The 17,189-nt window shown below is 71.3% G+C and carries 18 protein-coding genes; 14 read left to right on the top strand and 4 right to left on the bottom strand.

What is annotated here, in order from left to right; all coding sequences use genetic code 11:
• Positions 1-130: 130 nt before the first annotated feature.
• The 5 genes from G472_RS0126225 to G472_RS0126205 all read left to right on the top strand — a co-directional run bounded on the left by G472_RS0126225 (position 131) and on the right by G472_RS0126205 (position 4,950).
• Positions 131-1,528 carry an NAD(P)H-dependent flavin oxidoreductase gene (locus G472_RS0126225; protein ID WP_029010748.1) on the top strand — a complete coding sequence of 466 codons (1,398 nt, stop codon included), beginning with the start codon at positions 131-133 and terminating at the stop codon, positions 1,526-1,528.
• A gap of 157 nt (positions 1,529-1,685) precedes the next feature.
• The gene (gene irrA / locus G472_RS0126220; protein ID WP_425388009.1) at positions 1,686-2,117 is read left to right on the top strand and encodes an iron response transcriptional regulator IrrA; all 432 of its coding nucleotides are present in this window, start codon (positions 1,686-1,688) and stop codon (positions 2,115-2,117) included.
• A 192-nt stretch (positions 2,118-2,309) separates the two neighbouring features.
• Positions 2,310-2,729 carry a rubrerythrin family protein gene (locus G472_RS0126215; RefSeq protein WP_029010746.1) on the top strand — a complete coding sequence of 140 codons (420 nt, stop codon included), beginning with the start codon at positions 2,310-2,312 and terminating at the stop codon, positions 2,727-2,729.
• A gap of 114 nt (positions 2,730-2,843) precedes the next feature.
• The gene (locus G472_RS0126210) at positions 2,844-4,205 is read left to right on the top strand and encodes a heterodisulfide reductase-related iron-sulfur binding cluster (protein ID WP_029010745.1); all 1,362 of its coding nucleotides are present in this window, start codon (positions 2,844-2,846) and stop codon (positions 4,203-4,205) included.
• 151 nt (positions 4,206-4,356) lie between these two features.
• Positions 4,357-4,950: a DUF3501 family protein gene (locus G472_RS0126205; protein WP_029010744.1), complete on the top strand. Its 594-nt coding sequence runs from the start codon at positions 4,357-4,359 to the stop codon at positions 4,948-4,950.
• Positions 4,951-4,956: 6 nt separating this feature from the next.
• On the opposite strand, the gene G472_RS0126200 is transcribed toward G472_RS0126205, so the two are convergent.
• Entirely contained in the window at positions 4,957-5,469 is a 513-nt protein-coding gene (locus G472_RS0126200; protein WP_029010743.1) for an SH3 domain-containing protein, read from the bottom strand.
• A 234-nt stretch (positions 5,470-5,703) separates the two neighbouring features.
• Between G472_RS0126200 and G472_RS0126195 the strand changes: the two genes are divergently transcribed.
• Complete coding sequence (locus tag G472_RS0126195) at positions 5,704-6,693, top strand: 2-hydroxyacid dehydrogenase (RefSeq protein ID WP_029010742.1); 990 nt, start codon at positions 5,704-5,706, stop codon at positions 6,691-6,693.
• 45 nt (positions 6,694-6,738) lie between these two features.
• Here the strand turns inward: G472_RS0126195 and G472_RS35780 are convergent, their stop codons facing one another.
• Positions 6,739-7,287: a Uma2 family endonuclease gene (locus G472_RS35780; protein ID WP_051341340.1), complete on the bottom strand. Its 549-nt coding sequence runs from the start codon at positions 7,285-7,287 to the stop codon at positions 6,739-6,741.
• 200 nt (positions 7,288-7,487) lie between these two features.
• On the opposite strand from G472_RS35780, the gene G472_RS0126185 reads away from it, so the two are divergent.
• The 4 genes from G472_RS0126185 to G472_RS35775 all read left to right on the top strand — a co-directional run bounded on the left by G472_RS0126185 (position 7,488) and on the right by G472_RS35775 (position 11,622).
• The gene (locus tag G472_RS0126185; RefSeq protein WP_029010741.1) at positions 7,488-8,657 is read left to right on the top strand and encodes an extracellular solute-binding protein; all 1,170 of its coding nucleotides are present in this window, start codon (positions 7,488-7,490) and stop codon (positions 8,655-8,657) included.
• A gap of 78 nt (positions 8,658-8,735) precedes the next feature.
• On the top strand, positions 8,736-9,818 hold the full coding sequence (locus G472_RS0126180) for an ABC transporter ATP-binding protein (protein ID WP_029010740.1): 1,083 nt from the start codon (positions 8,736-8,738) through the stop codon (positions 9,816-9,818).
• A 21-nt stretch (positions 9,819-9,839) separates the two neighbouring features.
• Positions 9,840-10,721 carry an ABC transporter permease gene (locus G472_RS0126175; RefSeq protein WP_029010739.1) on the top strand — a complete coding sequence of 294 codons (882 nt, stop codon included), beginning with the start codon at positions 9,840-9,842 and terminating at the stop codon, positions 10,719-10,721.
• A 16-nt stretch (positions 10,722-10,737) separates the two neighbouring features.
• Entirely contained in the window at positions 10,738-11,622 is an 885-nt protein-coding gene (locus tag G472_RS35775) for an ABC transporter permease (protein WP_051341338.1), read from the top strand.
• Positions 11,623-11,690: 68 nt separating this feature from the next.
• On the opposite strand, the gene G472_RS0126165 is transcribed toward G472_RS35775, so the two are convergent.
• Positions 11,691-11,930 carry a hypothetical protein gene (locus G472_RS0126165; RefSeq protein WP_029010738.1) on the bottom strand — a complete coding sequence of 80 codons (240 nt, stop codon included), beginning with the start codon at positions 11,928-11,930 and terminating at the stop codon, positions 11,691-11,693.
• Positions 11,931-12,099: 169 nt separating this feature from the next.
• Between G472_RS0126165 and G472_RS0126160 the strand changes: the two genes are divergently transcribed.
• The 4 genes from G472_RS0126160 (at position 12,100) to G472_RS0126145 (ending at position 15,961) form a co-directional block, all read left to right on the top strand.
• Entirely contained in the window at positions 12,100-12,516 is a 417-nt protein-coding gene (locus G472_RS0126160) for an acyl-CoA thioesterase (RefSeq protein WP_029010737.1), read from the top strand.
• An 87-nt stretch (positions 12,517-12,603) separates the two neighbouring features.
• Entirely contained in the window at positions 12,604-14,022 is a 1,419-nt protein-coding gene (locus G472_RS0126155; RefSeq protein ID WP_029010736.1) for a multicopper oxidase family protein, read from the top strand.
• Positions 14,019-15,335 carry a class I SAM-dependent RNA methyltransferase gene (locus G472_RS0126150; protein ID WP_051341336.1) on the top strand — a complete coding sequence of 439 codons (1,317 nt, stop codon included), beginning with the start codon at positions 14,019-14,021 and terminating at the stop codon, positions 15,333-15,335. The genes G472_RS0126155 and G472_RS0126150 overlap by 4 nt, the downstream gene beginning before the upstream one ends.
• 26 nt (positions 15,336-15,361) lie before the next feature.
• A complete protein-coding gene (locus G472_RS0126145) occupies positions 15,362-15,961 on the top strand; it encodes an ASCH domain-containing protein (RefSeq protein ID WP_029010734.1) in 600 nt (199 codons plus the stop codon).
• On the opposite strand, the gene G472_RS0126140 is transcribed toward G472_RS0126145, so the two are convergent.
• Positions 15,933-17,129, bottom strand: a complete 1,197-nt coding sequence (locus G472_RS0126140) for a class I SAM-dependent rRNA methyltransferase (RefSeq protein ID WP_029010733.1) — start codon at positions 17,127-17,129, stop codon at positions 15,933-15,935. The genes G472_RS0126145 and G472_RS0126140 overlap by 29 nt on opposite strands.
• Positions 17,130-17,189 lie beyond the last annotated feature (60 nt).

The following is a 17,189-nucleotide window of genomic DNA, read 5'->3' as shown; positions in this document are numbered from 1 at the left end:
CCGCTCGTACCCGGATGGGATTCCCCATATATTACCCGGCAAACGACAGGGGCGGGCTCGGAAGGCGTTGCGCTTCCGGGGCGTCCCTGTGTTCGCATTGCATGGCTGCTCTTTGGGTTTGGAGGTTCCGTTGAAGGCGCTTAAGCCGTTGCTCATGTCCGGCCGGGAAGTGCTGCCCCTCGTGGAGGGCGGCAAGGGTGTTGCCGTCTCCAACGGCGAAAGCTCCGGGGCGTGGGCCGCTGCCGGCGGAATCGGCACCTTCTCCGGCGTCAACGCGGACAGCTATGACGAGAACGGCACCATCCTGCCCCAGGTCTACCACGGCAAGACCCGGCGCGAGCGGCACCACGAGCTGATCGCTTACGGCATCCGCGGCGCCGTCGCCCAGGCCCGGGTGGCGCACGAGCGCTCCAACGGCCAGGGCCGCATCCACATGAACGTGCTGTGGGAGATGGGCGGGGCCGAGGAGATCCTGCACGGCGCCCTGGAAGGCGCCAAGGGTCTGATCCACGGCGTCACCTGCGGCGCCGGCATGCCCTACCGCATCGCCGAGATCGCGGCGCGCTACGGCTGCCACTACTACCCCATCGTCTCCTCCGCCCGCGCCTTCCGCGCGTTGTGGCTGCGCGCCTACCAGAAGTTCCGCGACAATCTGGGCGGCGTCGTCTACGAGGATCCGTGGCTGGCCGGCGGCCACAACGGCCTGTCCAACTCCGAGGATCCGCAGCGGCCGGAGGACCCGTTCCCCCGCGTGCTGGCCCTGCGCCAGATGATGAACAGCTTCGGCCTGAACAGCACCCCCATCCTGATGGCGGGCGGCGTGTGGTGGCTGAGCGAGTGGGAGGACTGGCTGGACAACCCCGATCTGGGGCCCGTCGCCTTCCAGTTCGGCACCCGCCCGCTGCTGACGCAGGAGAGCCCCATCTCCATGGCGTGGAAGCGCAAGCTGCTGACGCTGAAGGAGGGGGACGTCTTCCTCAACCAGTTCTCGCCCACCGGCTTCTACTCGTCGGGCGTCAAGAACCCCTTCATGCTGGAGCTGATGGCCCGCTCCGAGCGCCAGGTCGCCTTCCTGCCCAAGCCCGTGGGCGAGCACGCGGCGGAGTTCCCCGTGGGTCCGCGCGGCCGCCCGGTCTACCTCACCGAGACCGACCGCCAGCGCGCCCAGTCCTGGGTGGCCCGCGGCTTCACCACGGCGCTGAAGACCCCTGACAGCACGCTGATCTTCGTGACGCCGGAAAAGGCCGAGAACATCCTCCAGGACCAGATCGACTGCATGGGCTGCCTGTCCGCCTGCCGATTCTCCAACTGGTCGCAGAACGAGGAGGGCACCACCGGCAAGAAGGCCGACCCGCGCTCCTACTGCATTCAAAAGACCCTGCAGGCCGTCAGCCACACCGACGACTGCGAAAACCAGCTCATGTTCGCCGGGCACAACGCGTACCGCTTCGCCAGCGACCCCTACTACGCCAACGGGTTCATCCCCACCGTCCGGCAACTGGTGGAACGCATCGCCACCGGCTACTGATCGGAAGCGGCGGTGCCATATCGTCACGGGGGCTGACGATCGGTGCCGCCGTCTTGCCTTTGGCCGGCAGTCGTTCTAATTTAAGTTGGTGGTTGGTGCACGGCCGGCGCGGGAGCGCCCCGGGCCCCCGCCCCGGCCGGCCGAGACACCACAGCGCATGCACGACACCATGACCGCACACCGCCCCTACAAGCGCGCCCTGGACCGCCTGCACGCCGTCGGCCTGCGGCCGACGCGCCAGCGTCTGGGGTTGGCCCGCCTGCTGTTCGAGGCCGGCGACCGGCACATCACCGCGGAGCAGCTCCACGGCGAGGCGCTGGCGGCCGATCTGCGGGTGTCGCTGGCCACCGTCTACAACACGCTGAACCAGTTCACGGCCGCCGGCCTGCTGCGCGAGGTGGTGGTCGATGCCGGGCGGTCCTACTTCGACACCAACGTCAGCGACCACCACCATTTCTTCGTGGAAGGGTCGGGCCGGCTGGAGGACATTCCCGGCGACCATGTGGTCCTCTCCCGCCTGCCGGACCCGCCGGCGGGAACCCGGGTCGCCCGCGTCGACGTCATCGTGCGGCTCGAAAAGGCAGAATGAGCCGTCGCCCTCCGGCTCGCCGGCGCCGCGGCAAAGTGCCGCGGCGTTCAACAGCTTATAGCACTGTTTGTATCACTTCCAAACTGTTGACCTTCCCCCGCATCGGTGGCATAAGCGAAAGCTGACCGGACGGTGACCCCGCGCGTCCGCACGCACCCCGTCCGGCTGGCTTACACCGAGGAGGGAAGCACCATGGCTGCGCTCAAGGGCACCAAGACCGAAGAGAACCTGAAGGAAGCGTTCGCCGGCGAAAGCCAGGCCAACCGCCGCTATCTCTATTTCGCCCAGAAGGCCGACGTCGAAGGCTACAACGACGTGGCTGCCGTGTTCCGCTCCACCGCCGAGGGCGAGACCGGCCACGCCCACGGCCATCTGGAGTTCCTGGAGGAGGTCGGCGACCCCGCCACCGGCCTGCCCATCGGCGAGACCGGCGCCAACCTGAAGGCCGCCATCGCCGGTGAGACGCACGAGTACACGGACATGTACCCCGGCATGGCCCGCACCGCCCGCGAAGAGGGCTTCGACGAGATCGCCGACTGGTTCGAAACCCTCGCCAAGGCCGAGAAGTCGCACGCCGGCCGCTTCCAGAAGGCGCTCGAGCAGATGGCGTGACGGACCGGGCGGGGGTTCCGTCCGCCGGGACCCTCGCCCGCCGCTTTCCCCCGCACGCGTTCCAGGGCCGGAGCAACCGGCCGTCCCCGCCGGACACCGGAGGAATCACGTCCCATGCGCGAAGGCAGTCTCGAGGCGCCGGTCCGCCACCCGCTCGACTGGAAGAACCCCGACTTCTACGACGAGGCCAAGCTCGACGCCGAGATGCGCCGCGTCTTCGACATCTGCCACGGCTGCCGCCGCTGCTTCAATCTGTGCGACAGCTTCCCCAGGCTGTTCGACCTGGTGGACGAGGCCGGGCCCGGCGAATTGCACGACGTGAGTTCGTCGGACTTCCCCAAGGTCGTCGACGCCTGCACCCTGTGCGACATGTGCTTCATGACCAAGTGTCCCTACGTGCCGCCGCACGAATGGGCGCTGGACTTCCCGCACCTGATGCTGCGCTACCGCGCCGTCGACGCGAAGACGCGGGGCGTTCCCTTCGCCGTGCGCCAGCTCGTGCAGACCGACCGCAACGGCAAGCTGGGCAGCCTGACGGCGCCGCTCGCCAACTGGGCGACCGACGTCGGCAACGGGCTGACGCGGCCGATCCTGGCCAGGGTCGCCGGCGTCCACCCCGAGGCCCATCTGCCCAAGTTCCACGGCCACACCTTCCGGCGCCGCGCCGCGGACACGCCGGTCACCGTCAACCGCGAGGCGCCGGCCTACGGCAAGCGCAAGGCGGTGCTCTACGCCACCTGCTTCGCCAACTACAACAACCCCTCCATCGGCATGGCGGCGCGCGCCGTGCTGGCCCGGCTGGGCGTCGAGACCGAGGTGGTCTACCCCGGCTGCTGCGGCATGCCCCAGTTCGAACAGGGCGAGGTGGAGAAGGTCAACGCCAAGGCCGGCACCGTCGCCGACGCGCTGGGCCCGTGGATCGACAAGGGCTACGACGTGGTCGCCCTGATCCCGAGCTGCGCGCTGATGCTGAAGCTGGAATGGCCGCTGCTGGTGCCGCAGGACGACCCGCACCGCGCCGCCGTCGAGACGCTGTCGCGCGCCACCTTCGACCTCAGCGAATACGTGGTCGACATCGCCCGGCGCGACGGTCTGGCGCCCGGTCTGGAGCCGGTGCCGGGCGGCGTCGCGCTGCACATCGCCTGCCATTCCCGCGCCCAGAACATGGGGCAGAAGGCGGCGGAGATGCTGCGCCTGATCCCCGGGGCCGACCTGAAGGTGATCGAGCGCTGTTCGGGCCACGGCGGCTCCTGGGGCGTCATGGAGCCGAACTTTCCCGTGGCGCTGAAGGTCGGCAAGCCGGTTGCCACCCAGGCGGCGAAGTCGGGCAAGGCGATGGTCGCCTCGGAATGCCCGCTGGCCGGCCAGCACATCATGCAGGGGATCGAGCGGCAGACGGGTGCCGGGGAAACCGCCCATTCCACCAACCTTCACCCCATCGAGATCTTCGCCCGCGCCTACGGCATCGCCGTGTGATACGGCCGGAAAAAGATCCGTACCATTGGTTTCCGGCCGTGAAACCCGACAGATCAATGCTTTGCATTGATCGATAGGGTCATACCGACGACATCAATCTGATACCGTCGGTATGATACGGCCGGAATCCGGACAGAAGGGAGACGAGACCATGACCGCCCGCAAGACCGAGATCACCCGCGCCGACATCATGCCCATGACGGAGTTCGCCAGGGTGCGCGCCGAGCGGCGCCGGGCGCTCGTGGCGGTGAAGAAGAACCGCCGCGTCTCGGTCGGTCCCTTCGCCACCTTCTATTTCGAGAACTACGACACGATGTGGCACCAGATCCACGAGATGCTGCACATCGAGAAGGGCGGCGAGGAGCAGATCGCCGACGAGCTGCGGGCCTACAACCCGCTCATCCCCAAGGGGAACGAGCTGGTGGCCACCATCATGTTCGAAATCGACAACGCCGTGCAGCGCCAGCGCATCCTGTCGCGCCTGGGCGGGGTGGAGCACACCATGTCTCTGCAATTCGCCGGACACACGGTCCCCGGCCGCCCGGAAGGCGACGTGGAGCGCACCAACGAGGCCGGCAAGACCTCGTCCGTGCACTTCATGCACTTCGCCGTCACACCCGAACAGGCGGCCGCCTTCCGCACCCCCGGCACGCAGGTGATCGTCGCGATCGGTCATCCCGACTACGGCCACATGGCGGTGATGCCGGAAGCGGTGAGGGCGGAGCTGGCCGGGGACCTGGATTGACGGGGGTTACTTCTCCACGGCCTCGTCGGGGTAGACGCCCCACACCTCGTCCCGGGTCAGCCAGCCCTTGAAGCCCTTCATCTCCACCCGGCACCAGGGGCCGGTGCAGCGCTCCAGGGCGCCCATGACGCCGGGTTCGGCCATCGCCACGGTGCCGGCGGAGTCCGACGGCTGGGCGCGCAGGGCGCGGGTGGTGCCGACGATGACCACGGCGCGGTTGCCCGACAGCAGGCTCTGGTGCACCCAGCCCTCGCTGCCCTCCCAGTCGCGGATGCGCCGCCAGGTGTCGAACTCGGCGGTGATCTCCACGGGCATGCCGCGGCGCACGAACACCCATTCCACCGGGTAGCGCACGCCGGGGCCGGTGCGCACGTTCACCTCGTCCGAGCGCAGGGTGACGAAGCGCGGCACCGGCAGGCCGCTGCCGCGCCGCGAGTCCGTCGCCGCGGACGCTACGGGGGCAAGGAGCAGAAGCCCGAGGAGCAGGGCCGACAGGGCGGAACGGATGGCGGATGGCATCGGTGACCTTGTCAGGGAGGCGACCTTGGCAGAGGGCGGCCGGGCAAGGGGATGGCCGGCGCGTGGCAGGCATTCCCGCGGGCGGGCCCCGGCGCGGCTGGCACCGGGCCGGGTCGCCCCACTATAGTTGGGCCCGCCCGGCCGGAGCAAGGTCCGCCCGGTCAAGGTGTTCTGGACAGGGCCGGATCGCCCCTGTATTCCGGAGCCTCGGGGGGACTTCAGGAGCACCGTCGCATGCCCGACAAGAAGAAGCCGCTGGTCATCGTCACCCGCAAGCTGCCGGACGTCATCGAAACGCGGATGATGGAGCTGTTCGACACCCGGCTGAACCCGGACGACGAACCGCTGACGCGGGAGCAGCTCATCGAGGCGGTCGGCGCGGCCGACGTGTTCGTGCCCACGGTCACCGACCGCATCGACGCCGAGGTGATCGCGGCGGCCGGCCCGCAGCTGCGCCTCATCGCCTCGTTCGGCACCGGCGTCGACCACATCGACCACAAGGCGGCGCGTGAGCGCGGCATCACCGTCACCAACACCCCCGGCGTCCTGACCGAGGACACCGCCGACATGACCATGGCCCTGATCCTCGCCGTCGCCCGCCGGGTGACCGAAGGGGAGCGGCTGGTGCGGTCCGGCCAGTGGAAGGGCTGGGGGCCGACGACCATGCTGGGCCACCGCATCTGGGGCAAGCGCCTGGGCATCCTGGGCATGGGCCGCATCGGCCAGGCGGTGGCGCGGCGCGCCCGCGCCTTCGGCATGTCCATCCACTACCACAACCGCCGCCGCGTCCACCCCGACATCGAGGCGGAGCTGGAAGCCACCTACTGGAACAGCCTGGACCAGATGCTGGCGCGCATGGACGCGGTCTCCATCAACTGCCCGCACACGCCGGCCACCTACCACCTGCTGTCGGAACGCCGCCTGAAGCTGCTGCGCCCGCACTGCTACATCGTCAACACCTCGCGCGGCGAGGTGATCGACGAGGCGGCGCTGACCCGCATGCTGTCCAAGGGCGAGATCGCCGGCGCCGGCCTGGACGTGTTCGAGCACGAGCCGGCGGTGAACCCCAAGCTGCTGCGCCTCGACAACGTGGTGCTGCTGCCGCACATGGGCTCGGCCACCATCGAGGGCCGCATCGACATGGGCGAGAAGGTCATCATCAACATCAAGACCTTCGTCGACGGCCACACCCCGCCCGACCGGGTGATCGAGGGTCTGCTGTAGCGTCAGGCGCCCGATCGGCCATCCCCCGCCGGAGGCGGGAGGGGATCACCGGGGGAGGCCCTCGTACAGGGCCTCCATAGGGATGCTCACGTCGACGGAGGCGAGCGTGAGCGTGCCGGCCCCGTCGATCTCCTCCACCAGCCAGGCGCCGCCGGTGCGGTGCCACAGCTCGGCCCGGCGTTCGCGGGCGGAGATCAGCAGAATCTCGCGGATCGACGGCACCGTGCGGTAGAGCGGCAGCTTCACCGTGCGGTCGTCCGATTCGGTGGATGGCGACAGCACCTCCACCACCACGCGCGGTTCCGCCGTGCCGGGGCGGCCGGAGGCCGGCCCGCAGCCGACGGCGACGTCGGCCTGAAACCACATGTCGTTGCGGTGGGGAATCCGGATGCCCGCCTCCACCCGCACCCGGCAGGGCGGCTTCAGGCGCCGGCCGATCTCAACGGTTATGGCGCCGGCCAGGAGCGCGTGCGCATCCGCCGGCGGTGCCATGGCCACCGGCTCGCCACCGATCAGCTCATAGCGCGTGTCGGTCCCGTCCTCCCACAGGAGGAACTCGTCGACCGTCATATAGGTGCGCGCCGCCTCGGACATGGGCGGAGTATGCCACCGCGCCCGGTGGGTTCCAAGGGGGCCGTCGCCGGGCGCTTTCCGGCGGGGTGACGGAAATATGAAGTTTTTCGCCCTTCCATTCCGCAAAATTGCCGGTGCACGATGGCTTCGGGCATAGTCCGGCCGGCGCCGCATCCGGGGCATCCCGGGCGGCCGTACCGATCACAGGGAGAGACCGCGTCATGACCAAGAGCGTGGACCAGACCGCGAGCGCCGAAACCCGGCGCGCCGCCAGGAGCTTCACCCGCCGCGTCCTGCTGCGCAGCGCCGCCGCCGCCGGCGCCGTGACCGCCACCGGCCCATGGATCCTGCGCGAGGGCCGCGCCGCCGAAGGCACCGTGCGCATCTTCTCCTGGGCCGGCTACATCGGGCAGGACATGCTCCGCGACTTCCAGGCCAAAACGGGCATCCGGCCGGTGCTGACCGAATACGGCACCAACGACGAGCTGCTCAACCAGCTCCGCGCCACCGGCGGGGCGGGCTTCGACATCATCCACCCCACCGTCGACCGCGTGCCCAACTACGTCGAGGCGGAGCTGGTGCAGCCCCTGGACGAGGGCAAGATCAACTGGGACGGCTGCCTGAAGTCGGCCTACACCGGCTCCGCCGCCATGGGCGGCGTGGTCGGCGGCAAGCGCTACCTGGCCCCCGCCGATTGGGGCACCGAGGCGCTGGCCTTCCACAGGCAGCAGGCGCCGCTGGTCTACGGCACCGCCGGCTACGGCGACCTGTGGGCGCCGCAACACGCCGGCAAGGTGACGGTGCGCGGCCACTCCTCGCTGATCGGCATCGGCCTGTGGCTGGAGAGCGAGGGGCGGCTGCCGCACCCGCTGCTCGAACAGTTCCGCGACGAGGCCAAGGCCCGCGCCAACTTCGACGCCATCCTCAAGGTCGCGGTGGAGAACAAGAAGGCCATCGGCCAGTTCTGGTCCAACGAGAACGAGGCGCAGGGCGCCTTCCGCACCAACGGCTGCGTCATCGGCCAGACCTGGGATTCCTCGGCCGTCGCCCTGCGCAAGGAGGAGCTGCCGGTCGGTTACATCGCCCCGAAGGAAGGGGCACTGGCCTGGATGGAGGGCTTCGCCATCCCCGCCCGGGCGCAGAACCCGGAGCAAGCCTACGCCTGGATCAACTGGTTCTACACGCCGGAAGCGGGCGCCATGTACTCCAACGCCACCGGCATCAACTCCACCACCGTGGGGGCCGAAGCGCACCTGTCCGACCTCAACAAGGCGTTCTTCGCCGAGGCCTACCCCGGCGACGCCCTGCAGAAGCTGTGGTGGTGGCCGATCCAGGAGGCCTGGTACGTCTCCATCCGCAACGAGTATCAGGACCGCTTCCTCGCGGCCTGACGCATGGGGTGACGCCCGTCCCCACCGGCCGGGGACGGGCGGCCCGTTCCGAACGCGGGAGAGAGAGACGAAAACCGCATGAGCCAGGACGTCGCGCTGGACCACGTCACCATGCGCTTCGGCAGCGTCACCGCCGTGCGCGACGTGTCGCTGACCATTGCCGCGGGGGAGTTCTTCAGCTTCCTCGGCCCTTCCGGCTGCGGCAAGACCACCATCCTGCGCATGATCTCCGGCTTCATGGAGCCGAGCGACGGGCGCATCCGCATCGGCGGGCGGGACATGCGCGGCATCGGCCCCAACAAGCGGCCGACCGCGCTGATCTTCCAGAACCTCGCCCTGTTCCCGCTGATGACGGTGGCCGACAACATCGCCTTCGGGCTGGAGGTGCGCGGTGTCGCCGCCGCCGACCGCCGCCGCCGGGTGCGCGAGCTGCTGGAGCTGGTGGCGCTGCCCGAGGTGGCCGACAAGAAGGTGACCGAGCTGTCGGGCGGCCAGCGCCAGCGCATCGCCATCGCCCGCGCCCTGGCGGTGGAGCCGGCGGTGCTGCTGCTGGACGAGCCGCTGTCGGCGCTGGACCTGAAGCTGCGCCAGCACATGCGCGCCGAGCTGCGGGCCATCCAGCGGCGCACCGGCGTCACCTTCGTCTACATCACCCACGACCAGGGCGAGGCGCTGACCATGTCCGACCGGATCGGCGTGATGTCCCGCGGCGTGCTGGAGCAGGTGGGCGACGGGCAGACCGTCTACGACGACCCCGCCACCGCCTTCGTCGCCTCCTTCGTGGGTGAGGCCAACCGGTTTCCCGGCACGGTCCTGGACGCCGCCGACGGCCGCGCCGCCGTGGACACCCCCTTCGGCCGGCTGCTGGGGCGCAACCCCCGCGGCCTGAAGGCGGGCGACCGCGCCATCCTGTTCGTGCGCCCGGAACGCCTCGCGGTGGCTCCGGACGGCACGGCGGATAACCGGGTGGAGGCGCGCGTCAGCCACCGCGACTTCGAGGGCGCCTTCGTCAACGCCTTCCTCACCGGTGCCGGCGACCGGCGCATCGTCGTGCAGATGCCGCATCTCGGCAGCGAGCCCGCCTTCGTCCCCGGCGCCGCGGCGACCCTGACCTTCCGCCCCGCCGACGCCGTCGTGCTGCCGCCCGACGGGGAGGCGTGAGATGGGAAGGGAGCTTCGCCCATGACCGGGGTCCTGCACCGTTACGGCCCGGTGCTGACCGGCTTCATCGTGCTGGTGGTGGCCCTGTGGGTGGTGATGCTGGTCGTCCTGCCGCAGATCCTGATGATCGACTTCTCGCTGCGGCCGATGCTGCCGCCCTCCCGGGTCGGCGGGCCGGAGGACGTCTACACGCTCGCCAACTACATGACCCTGTGGACCAACACGATCCACCTGGGGATCTTCGTCAAGACCATCTGGGCCAGCGCGCTGGTCACCGCCGTGACGCTGGCCGTCTGCTACCCCATGGCCTTCTACCTGGCGCAGGTGGCGCCCAAAAGGCGGCTGCCGACCTTCATGATGCTGCTGGTGATCCCGTTCTGGATCAACGAGATCCTGCGCACCTTCGCGTGGTACATCATCCTGGCCTACAGCGGCCCGCTGAACAACCTGCTGGTGGGCATCGGCATCCTGGACGCCCCGGTGCGCTTCCAGGGCGACGGCAGCGTCATCCTGGGCATGGTCTACGCCTACATCCTGTTCATGGTGTTCCCGGTCTACAACGCCATCGAATCCCTGGACCGCCACCAGATCGAGGCGGCGCGCGACCTGGGGGCGGGGTGGCTGCGCATCCATTGGCGCATCGTGCTGCCCCACGCCCGGCCGGGCATCGCCGTGGGCTGCATCATGACCTTCATGCTGGCGGCGGGCAGCTACGCCGTACCGCTGCTGCTGGGCGGGCCGCAGAGCCGCTGGTTCACCGAGGTCATCTACAACTGGTTCTTCGAGGGCGGCAACTGGAACCAGGGGGCGGCCTACGCCTTCATCCTGCTGGTCCTGTGCATCGGCTTCATCCTGCTGATGATGCGCCTGTTCCGGGTCGGCCTGACCGACATCGCGAAGTAGGGGAGGGCCGCGGACCATGACCGCCGAGCGATTCCGCCGCCTGCTGGTGACCGTCTATCTGGTGCTGTTCTTCGGTTACCTGTTCATCCCCCTGGGGATCATGGCGGCGGCCACCTTCAACACCAGCCGCTTCCCCACGGTGACGCCGTGGCTGGGGTTCACGCTGGACTGGTTCCGGGTGCTGTACGAGGACCACCGGATGTGGCAGGCCCTGGGCACCTCGCTGGTGGTGGCGGCCGGGGTGATCGCGGTGGCGGTGCCCACGGGGCTGGCCGCGGCGCTGCTGCTGGACCGGCTGCACAGCCGGGCGCGGACGTTCCTCTACGCCCTGATGGTGTCGCCGCTGCTGACGCCCGGCGTCATCATCGGCATCTCCACCCTGATCTTCTGGCGCACCTGGTTCGACCTGTCGGGCGGCATCGTCCTGACGGTGATCGCCCAGTCCAGCTTCATCGCCGCCTACGCCATGCTGCTGTTCCTGGCGCGACTCCAGCGGTTCGACCCGACGCTGGAGGAGGCGGCGCTGGACCTGGGGGCGACGCACCTGCAGGTGTTCCGGCGGATCACCCTGCCGTTCCTGATGCCGGCGGTGCTGTCGGCCGCCTTCATCGCCTTCCTGCAGAGCTTCGAGAACTACAACACCACGCTGTTCGTGCGCGGGCTGGACACGACGCTGACGGTCTACATCGCCAGCAAGGTGCGCACCGGCCTGACGCCGGCGGTCAACGCCCTGTCGCTGATCCTGATCGCGCTGACCATCGCCGGGGCGGTGACCTACGAGGTGCTGCGCCGGCGCGACGCCCGGCGCGCGCTCGCCGAACAGGCCCGTGCGGAGCGGGAGGAGGCGTCCGGCGACGGCGCCCCCGTCCCGGCGGCGGCGCGGGTGCCGGCCCGCGCCTGACGGGCCGGTCTTTCTCCCGGCCGGTCTTTCTCCCGGCCGGTCTTTCTCCCGGCCGGTCTTTCTCCCGGTTAGTCCTCGTCGGCGTCCGCGTCGGCCTCGATCTGGGCGGCGAGGTCGCGCAGCATGTCGATGACGTCCTCGTGGCTGGTCTCCTCGACCGCCGAGTTCACGGCCGCCTCGATCATCGCCACGGCCACGTAGGGGCCCAGCGCGCCGCCTTCTTCCACGGCCTTCTCCAGGTGCTTCTCGGCGATGCTCAGCGCCTTCTCGAAGAGGGCTTCGGCGGTCTGGTTGCTGTCGTTGCTCATCGGGTCGGTCCGTCGCGTGTGGGGGACACCCCTCCTATACCATCACGTCCGCCGCCGTCCCGCACGAATTCTAAGGGGGCGCCACCGATGGCAGACCCGCGCCCGGCTTGCCTCCGGCGCCACGGCGTAGCACCTTCGGGGCGTCGCACCCGTATGGACCGTTCCCCGCATGAGCATCGACCTGACCGATCCCGCCGGCTACCGATTCTGGATCGAGGAGCGCGTGCGCTTCGCCGACCTGGACGCGCTGGGCCACGTCAACAACAACACGCTCGGCGTCTATTTCGAGCAGGGCCGCGTCGCCTTCCTGGGCGAGGCGTTCGCCTCCGACCTGCCCTGGACCGTGGTGGTCGCCCGCCTGGTCACGGAGTTCAAGGCGGAGTTGCTCTACCCCGCCACCGTGCGCGTGGGCATGCGGGCGCTGCGGCTGGGCAACACCTCGGCGACGCTGGGCTCCGCCATCTTCCACGGCGACCGGCTGATCGCCACCCAGGAAGCCGTCTCGGTCATCGTCGACCGCCACACCCATCGCCCCGTCCCCGTCCCCGGAGAGGTCCGCAGCCGGCTGGCGGAGCACATGGGGTAGGAAGGGGGCGCCATCGCGCGGACTCCGCAGCTTGGCGCGGCACCGGATGCGCGATACGTTACGGTGCTAGTTGATGGGATCAGACCAATGACCGCACCACCCCCGTTCCGTCCCGGCCGCCGCGCCGTGCTGGCCGCCGCCGCGGGGCTGGCCGGGGCGGCGCTGCTGCCGCGCGCGGCCGGGGCGGTTGCCGCGGCGGACGGGGCGGTGGCGCTCACCGCCGGGCCGGCGCGGGTGTCGCTGGTCGGGCCGCCGCACCCGCAGACCACCGTGTGGGCCTACAACGGCACGGTGCCGGGGCCGGTGCTGCGCTGGCGCCAGGGGGACACCGCGCGCATCGCCTTCACCAACGCGCTGGCCGAGGAGACGACGGTGCACTGGCACGGCCTGCGCGTGCCCGTCGCCATGGACGGGGTGCCGCACCTCAGCCAGCCGCCGGTGCCGCCCGGCGGTCGCTTCACCTACGCCTTCACGCTGAAGGACGCCGGCACCTTCTGGTACCACCCGCACGCCAACAGCGCGCAGCAGGTGGGCCGCGGCCTGGCCGGCGTGCTGGTGGTGAAGGAGCGCGAGCCCGTCCCCGTCGACCGTGATCTGGTGTGGGCGCTGAGCGACTGGCGCCTGACCCGCGAGGCCGCCGTCGACGACGGTTTCGGCCACCCCATGGACGCCAGCCACGCCGGGCGGCTGGGCAACACGGTGACGCTGAACGGCGCCATCGTCGATGCCGTGCCGGTGCGCGCCGGGGAGCGGCTGCGCCTGCGCCTGGCCAACCTTGCCGGCGCCCGCGTCTTCGCGCTGGAGTTCCGCGGCCACGCACCGCAGGTGATCGCCCTGGACGGCCACCCCGTGCCCCCCCACGCCCCCGACGGCGACCGGGTGGTGCTGGGGCCCGGCCAGCGCGCCGATCTGATGCTCGACCTCACGGGAGCGCCGGGGGAGCGGTTCGACGTGGTCGATTCCTTCCACCCGCGCCAGACCTACCGCCTGACGTCGCTGGTCTACGGCTCCGACGCGCCGGTGCGCCGGTCGCCCTCGGACACCCCCGTCGTCCTGCCGGCCAACCCGCTGCCGCCCCTCGACCTGGCCGGCGCGGTGCGCCACGACGTGGTGATCGAGGGCGGCGCCATGGGCCGCCTGCCCGACGGCATGGCGATGACGCCGGCCGGCCCGTTCTGGACGCTCAACGGCACCGCCCCCATGGGCCACGCGGCCCACGCGGGGCCGCCGCTCATCACCGTCAAACGCGGCCAAACGGTGCGCATGGGCTTCGTCAACGACACCGCCTGGTGGCACCCCATGCACCTGCACGGCTTTCCGTTCCGCATTCTCACGCGCAACGGCGCCCCGTCGCCGCGGGAGGAATGGCGGGACACCGTCCTGCTGGCCCCCCGCGAGGCGGTGGAGATCGCCTTCGTCGCCGAGGAGCCCGGCGACTGGATGCTGCACTGCCATGTGCTGGATCACCAGGAGTTCGGCATGATGGCCGTGCTGAGGGTCGCGTGAGGCCGGCGAAGCGCCCACCGCCGGATCGGGTGGCGGCGGATCGGGTGGCGGCGGAGCGGGCGGTGGAGGTGACGATCGGCGCGGTCGGCGCCCGCGGCGACGGGCTGGCGGAGTTGGACGGCACCCGCCTGTTCGTGCCGCTGACGGTGCCCGGCGACCGCGTGCGGGTGCGCCCCGGCGAGTCCCGGGGCGACGGCGTGCGCGCCGAGCTGCTGGAGGTGCTGGAACCCGGCCCCGGCCGCGGCACGCCCGCCTGCCGCCATTTCGGCACCTGCGGCGGCTGCACCCTTCAGCACCTGGACGACGCCGCCTACGCCGCGTGGAAGCTGGAGGCGGTGCACGCCGCGCTGGCCCGCGCCGGGCTGGAAGGGGTGCCGGTGGCGCCGCTGGCCCGCACCGCCCCCGGCGGCCGGCGCCGCGCCCGCTTCGCGGCGCTGAAGCGCGGCAAGCGGGTGTGGCTGGGCTTCAACGAGCGGGCGAGCCACCGGCTGGTGGACCTGGAGGTGTGCCCGGTGCTGGCGCCGCGGCTGGCGGCACTGCTGCCGCCCTTGCGGGCCGCGCTGGCGGCGGTGCTGCCCGACGGCGGCGCCTGCGACGTGGTGGCGGCCGACCCGGAGGGCGGCATCGACCTGCTGCTGGTCGGGCCGCGCCGCCTGGCCCGCGCGGCGCGGGAGCGTTTGACGGCGTTGGGCGCCGAGCACGGCATCGCCCGCCTGTCCTGGCAGCCCGACGACCGCGGCGTACCCGAACCGGTGGCCCACCTCCGCCCCGTCACCGTGCGCTTCGCCGGCGTGCCCGTGGTGCCGCCCCCCGGCGGCTTCCTGCAGGCGAGCGCCGCCGGCGAGGCGGCCCTCACCGCCGCCGTCCTGGACGCCGTGGGCGACGGCGCGCGACGGGTCGCCGACCTCTTCGCCGGGATCGGCACCTTCGCCATTCCGCTGGCGCAACGATCTTCCGTCCACGCCGTGGAGGGCGACGGGGCGGCGGTGGCGGCGCTGGCCCGCGCGGCCGGCGGCCTGCGGCTGACGACGGAGCGCCGCGACCTCTTCGCAAACCCCCTCACGGCGAAAGAGCTGGCCCGTTTCGACGCGGTCGTCTTCGACCCGCCGCGGGCCGGCGCCGCCGCCCAGGCGGCGGAGCTGGCGGCCGGCAAGGTGCCGCTGGTGGTGGCGGTGTCCTGCAACCCCGCCACCTTTGCCCGCGACGCCCGCACGCTGGCCGACGGCGGTTACGCGTTGCGCCGCGTTTATCCCGTCGACCAGTTCCTATGGTCGGCCCACCTGGAACTGGTGGGGGTGTTCGCCCGGCGGTGAGCGCCGCGGGGGAGAGGGAGGGGGCCATGCTGTTTCGCCGTGCGGTGCTCGACGCCATCGCGGCCGGCCGGGTGACGCTGGCGTTCCGCCGCTGGCGGCGGCCGACCGTGCGCGCCGGCGGCACGCTGCGCACGGCGGTCGGCGTCCTCGCCATCGACGCCGTGGACGCGGTGGAGCCGGACGCCGTTGATGAGCGGGACGCGCGCGCCGCCGGCTATGCCGGCCGGGAGGCGCTGCTCGACGACCTGCGCGCCGGCGACGGCACGCTCTACCGCATCGCCCTGCGCCCGGCCGGCCCGGACCCGCGGTGGGACCTGCGTTCCCGTCCCCCGGGGGACGACGAGGCCGAGGCGCTGCGGCAAAGGCTGGAGCGCCTGGACCGCGCCGGCCCCGGCGGCCCCTGGACGGGACCGGCGCTGGCGGCGGTGGCCGACCATCCCGGCCGGCCGGCGGCCGAGCTGGCCGCCGCGATCGGTCTCGCGAAGGACCGCTTCAAGGCCGGGATGCGCCGGCTGAAGGACCTCGGCCTGGTGGAAAGCCTGGCCGTCGGCTACCGCCTGTCACCGCGCGGGCGGAGCTGGCTGGACCGCGGCCGCCTCAATCGAGCTGCAGGACCATCGCCTTGAGGTAGGCGGATTCCGGCAGGTGCGGGTGCACGGGGTGGTCGGGGCCGGCGCCGGCGAAGCGCAGGATGCGGCCGCTGCGGCCGGCGTCCACCAGGCCGCGGGCGACCTGCTCGGCGAAGGTGGGCGGGTCGACGTTGTGGCTGCACGAGCCGGCCAGCAGGATGCCGCCGGGCGCGGTGATGCGGGCGGCCAGCCGCGTCATCTTGCGGTAGGCGCGGCAGCCCACCGCCAGGTCCTTCTTCGATTTCACGAAGGCCGGCGGGTCGGCGATGACCACGTCGAAGGTCTCGCCGGCGTTGGCCAGCCGGTCCAGCTCGTTGAAGGCGTCGGCGCGGCGCGCTTCGAAGGCGCCGGCCACGCCGTTGGCCTCGGCCGCCCGGGCGGCGTTGTCGAGGGCCGGCTGCGAGCGGTCGACGGCGATGACGGAGGCGGCGCCGCTCACCGCGCAGGTGACGGCGAAGCCGCCGTTGTAGCTGAAGAAGTCGATGACCCGGCCGCCCCGCGCCAGCGACGCGACGAAGGCGCGGTTGTCGCGCTGGTCGTAGAACCAGCCGGTCTTCTGGCCGCCCAGCGGATCGGCGAAGAAGGCGGCGCCGTTCTCCTCCAGGCGGATCGGCCCGTCCACGGCGCCCTTGGCCAGCCGGCTTTCCTCCGGCAGCCCTTCCATGGCGCGCTGGGTGCTGTCGTTGCGCAGGATGACCGCGGCGGGGTCCAGCACGTCGTCGAGGGCGGCCAGCACGTCGGGCAGGTGGCGGTCCATGAAGACGGAGTTGGCCTGCACCGTCACCACGTCGCCGTAGCGGTCGACGATCAGCGCCGGCAATCCGTCCGCCTCGGCGTGGACCAGGCGGTAGAAGGGGCGGTCGTAGAGCCGGCTGCGCAGGGCCAGCGCGCTGCGGATGCGGCCGGCGAGGAAGGCGCTGTCGATGGTGGCGCCGGGGTCGCGCGTCAGCACCCGCGCGGCGATCAGCGTGTGCGGGTTGAAGGTGGCGAGGCCCAGCGCGGTGCCGCCGGCGTCGAGCAGGCGGACGACGCTGCCGGGCGGTATCGCCTTGGCCGGCGCGTCCATCTGGACCTCGTTGGAATAGACCCAGGGGTGCCCGAGGCCGATGCGCTTGTGGCGTCCGGGGTGCAGGCGGATGACGGGGAGACGGGGCGTGTCGGTCATGATGGGCGCATCCTACCCGCCCCGGCGCGGCGCGCAACCCGCAAGGGCCCGGTTTGGCAC

It is taken from the genome of Azospirillum halopraeferens DSM 3675, from assembly GCF_000429625.1.
Classification (GTDB): domain Bacteria; phylum Pseudomonadota; class Alphaproteobacteria; order Azospirillales; family Azospirillaceae; genus Azospirillum; species Azospirillum halopraeferens.
Note: the sequence above shows the minus strand (reverse complement) of the source record. Positions and strands in the feature narration are given on the sequence as shown.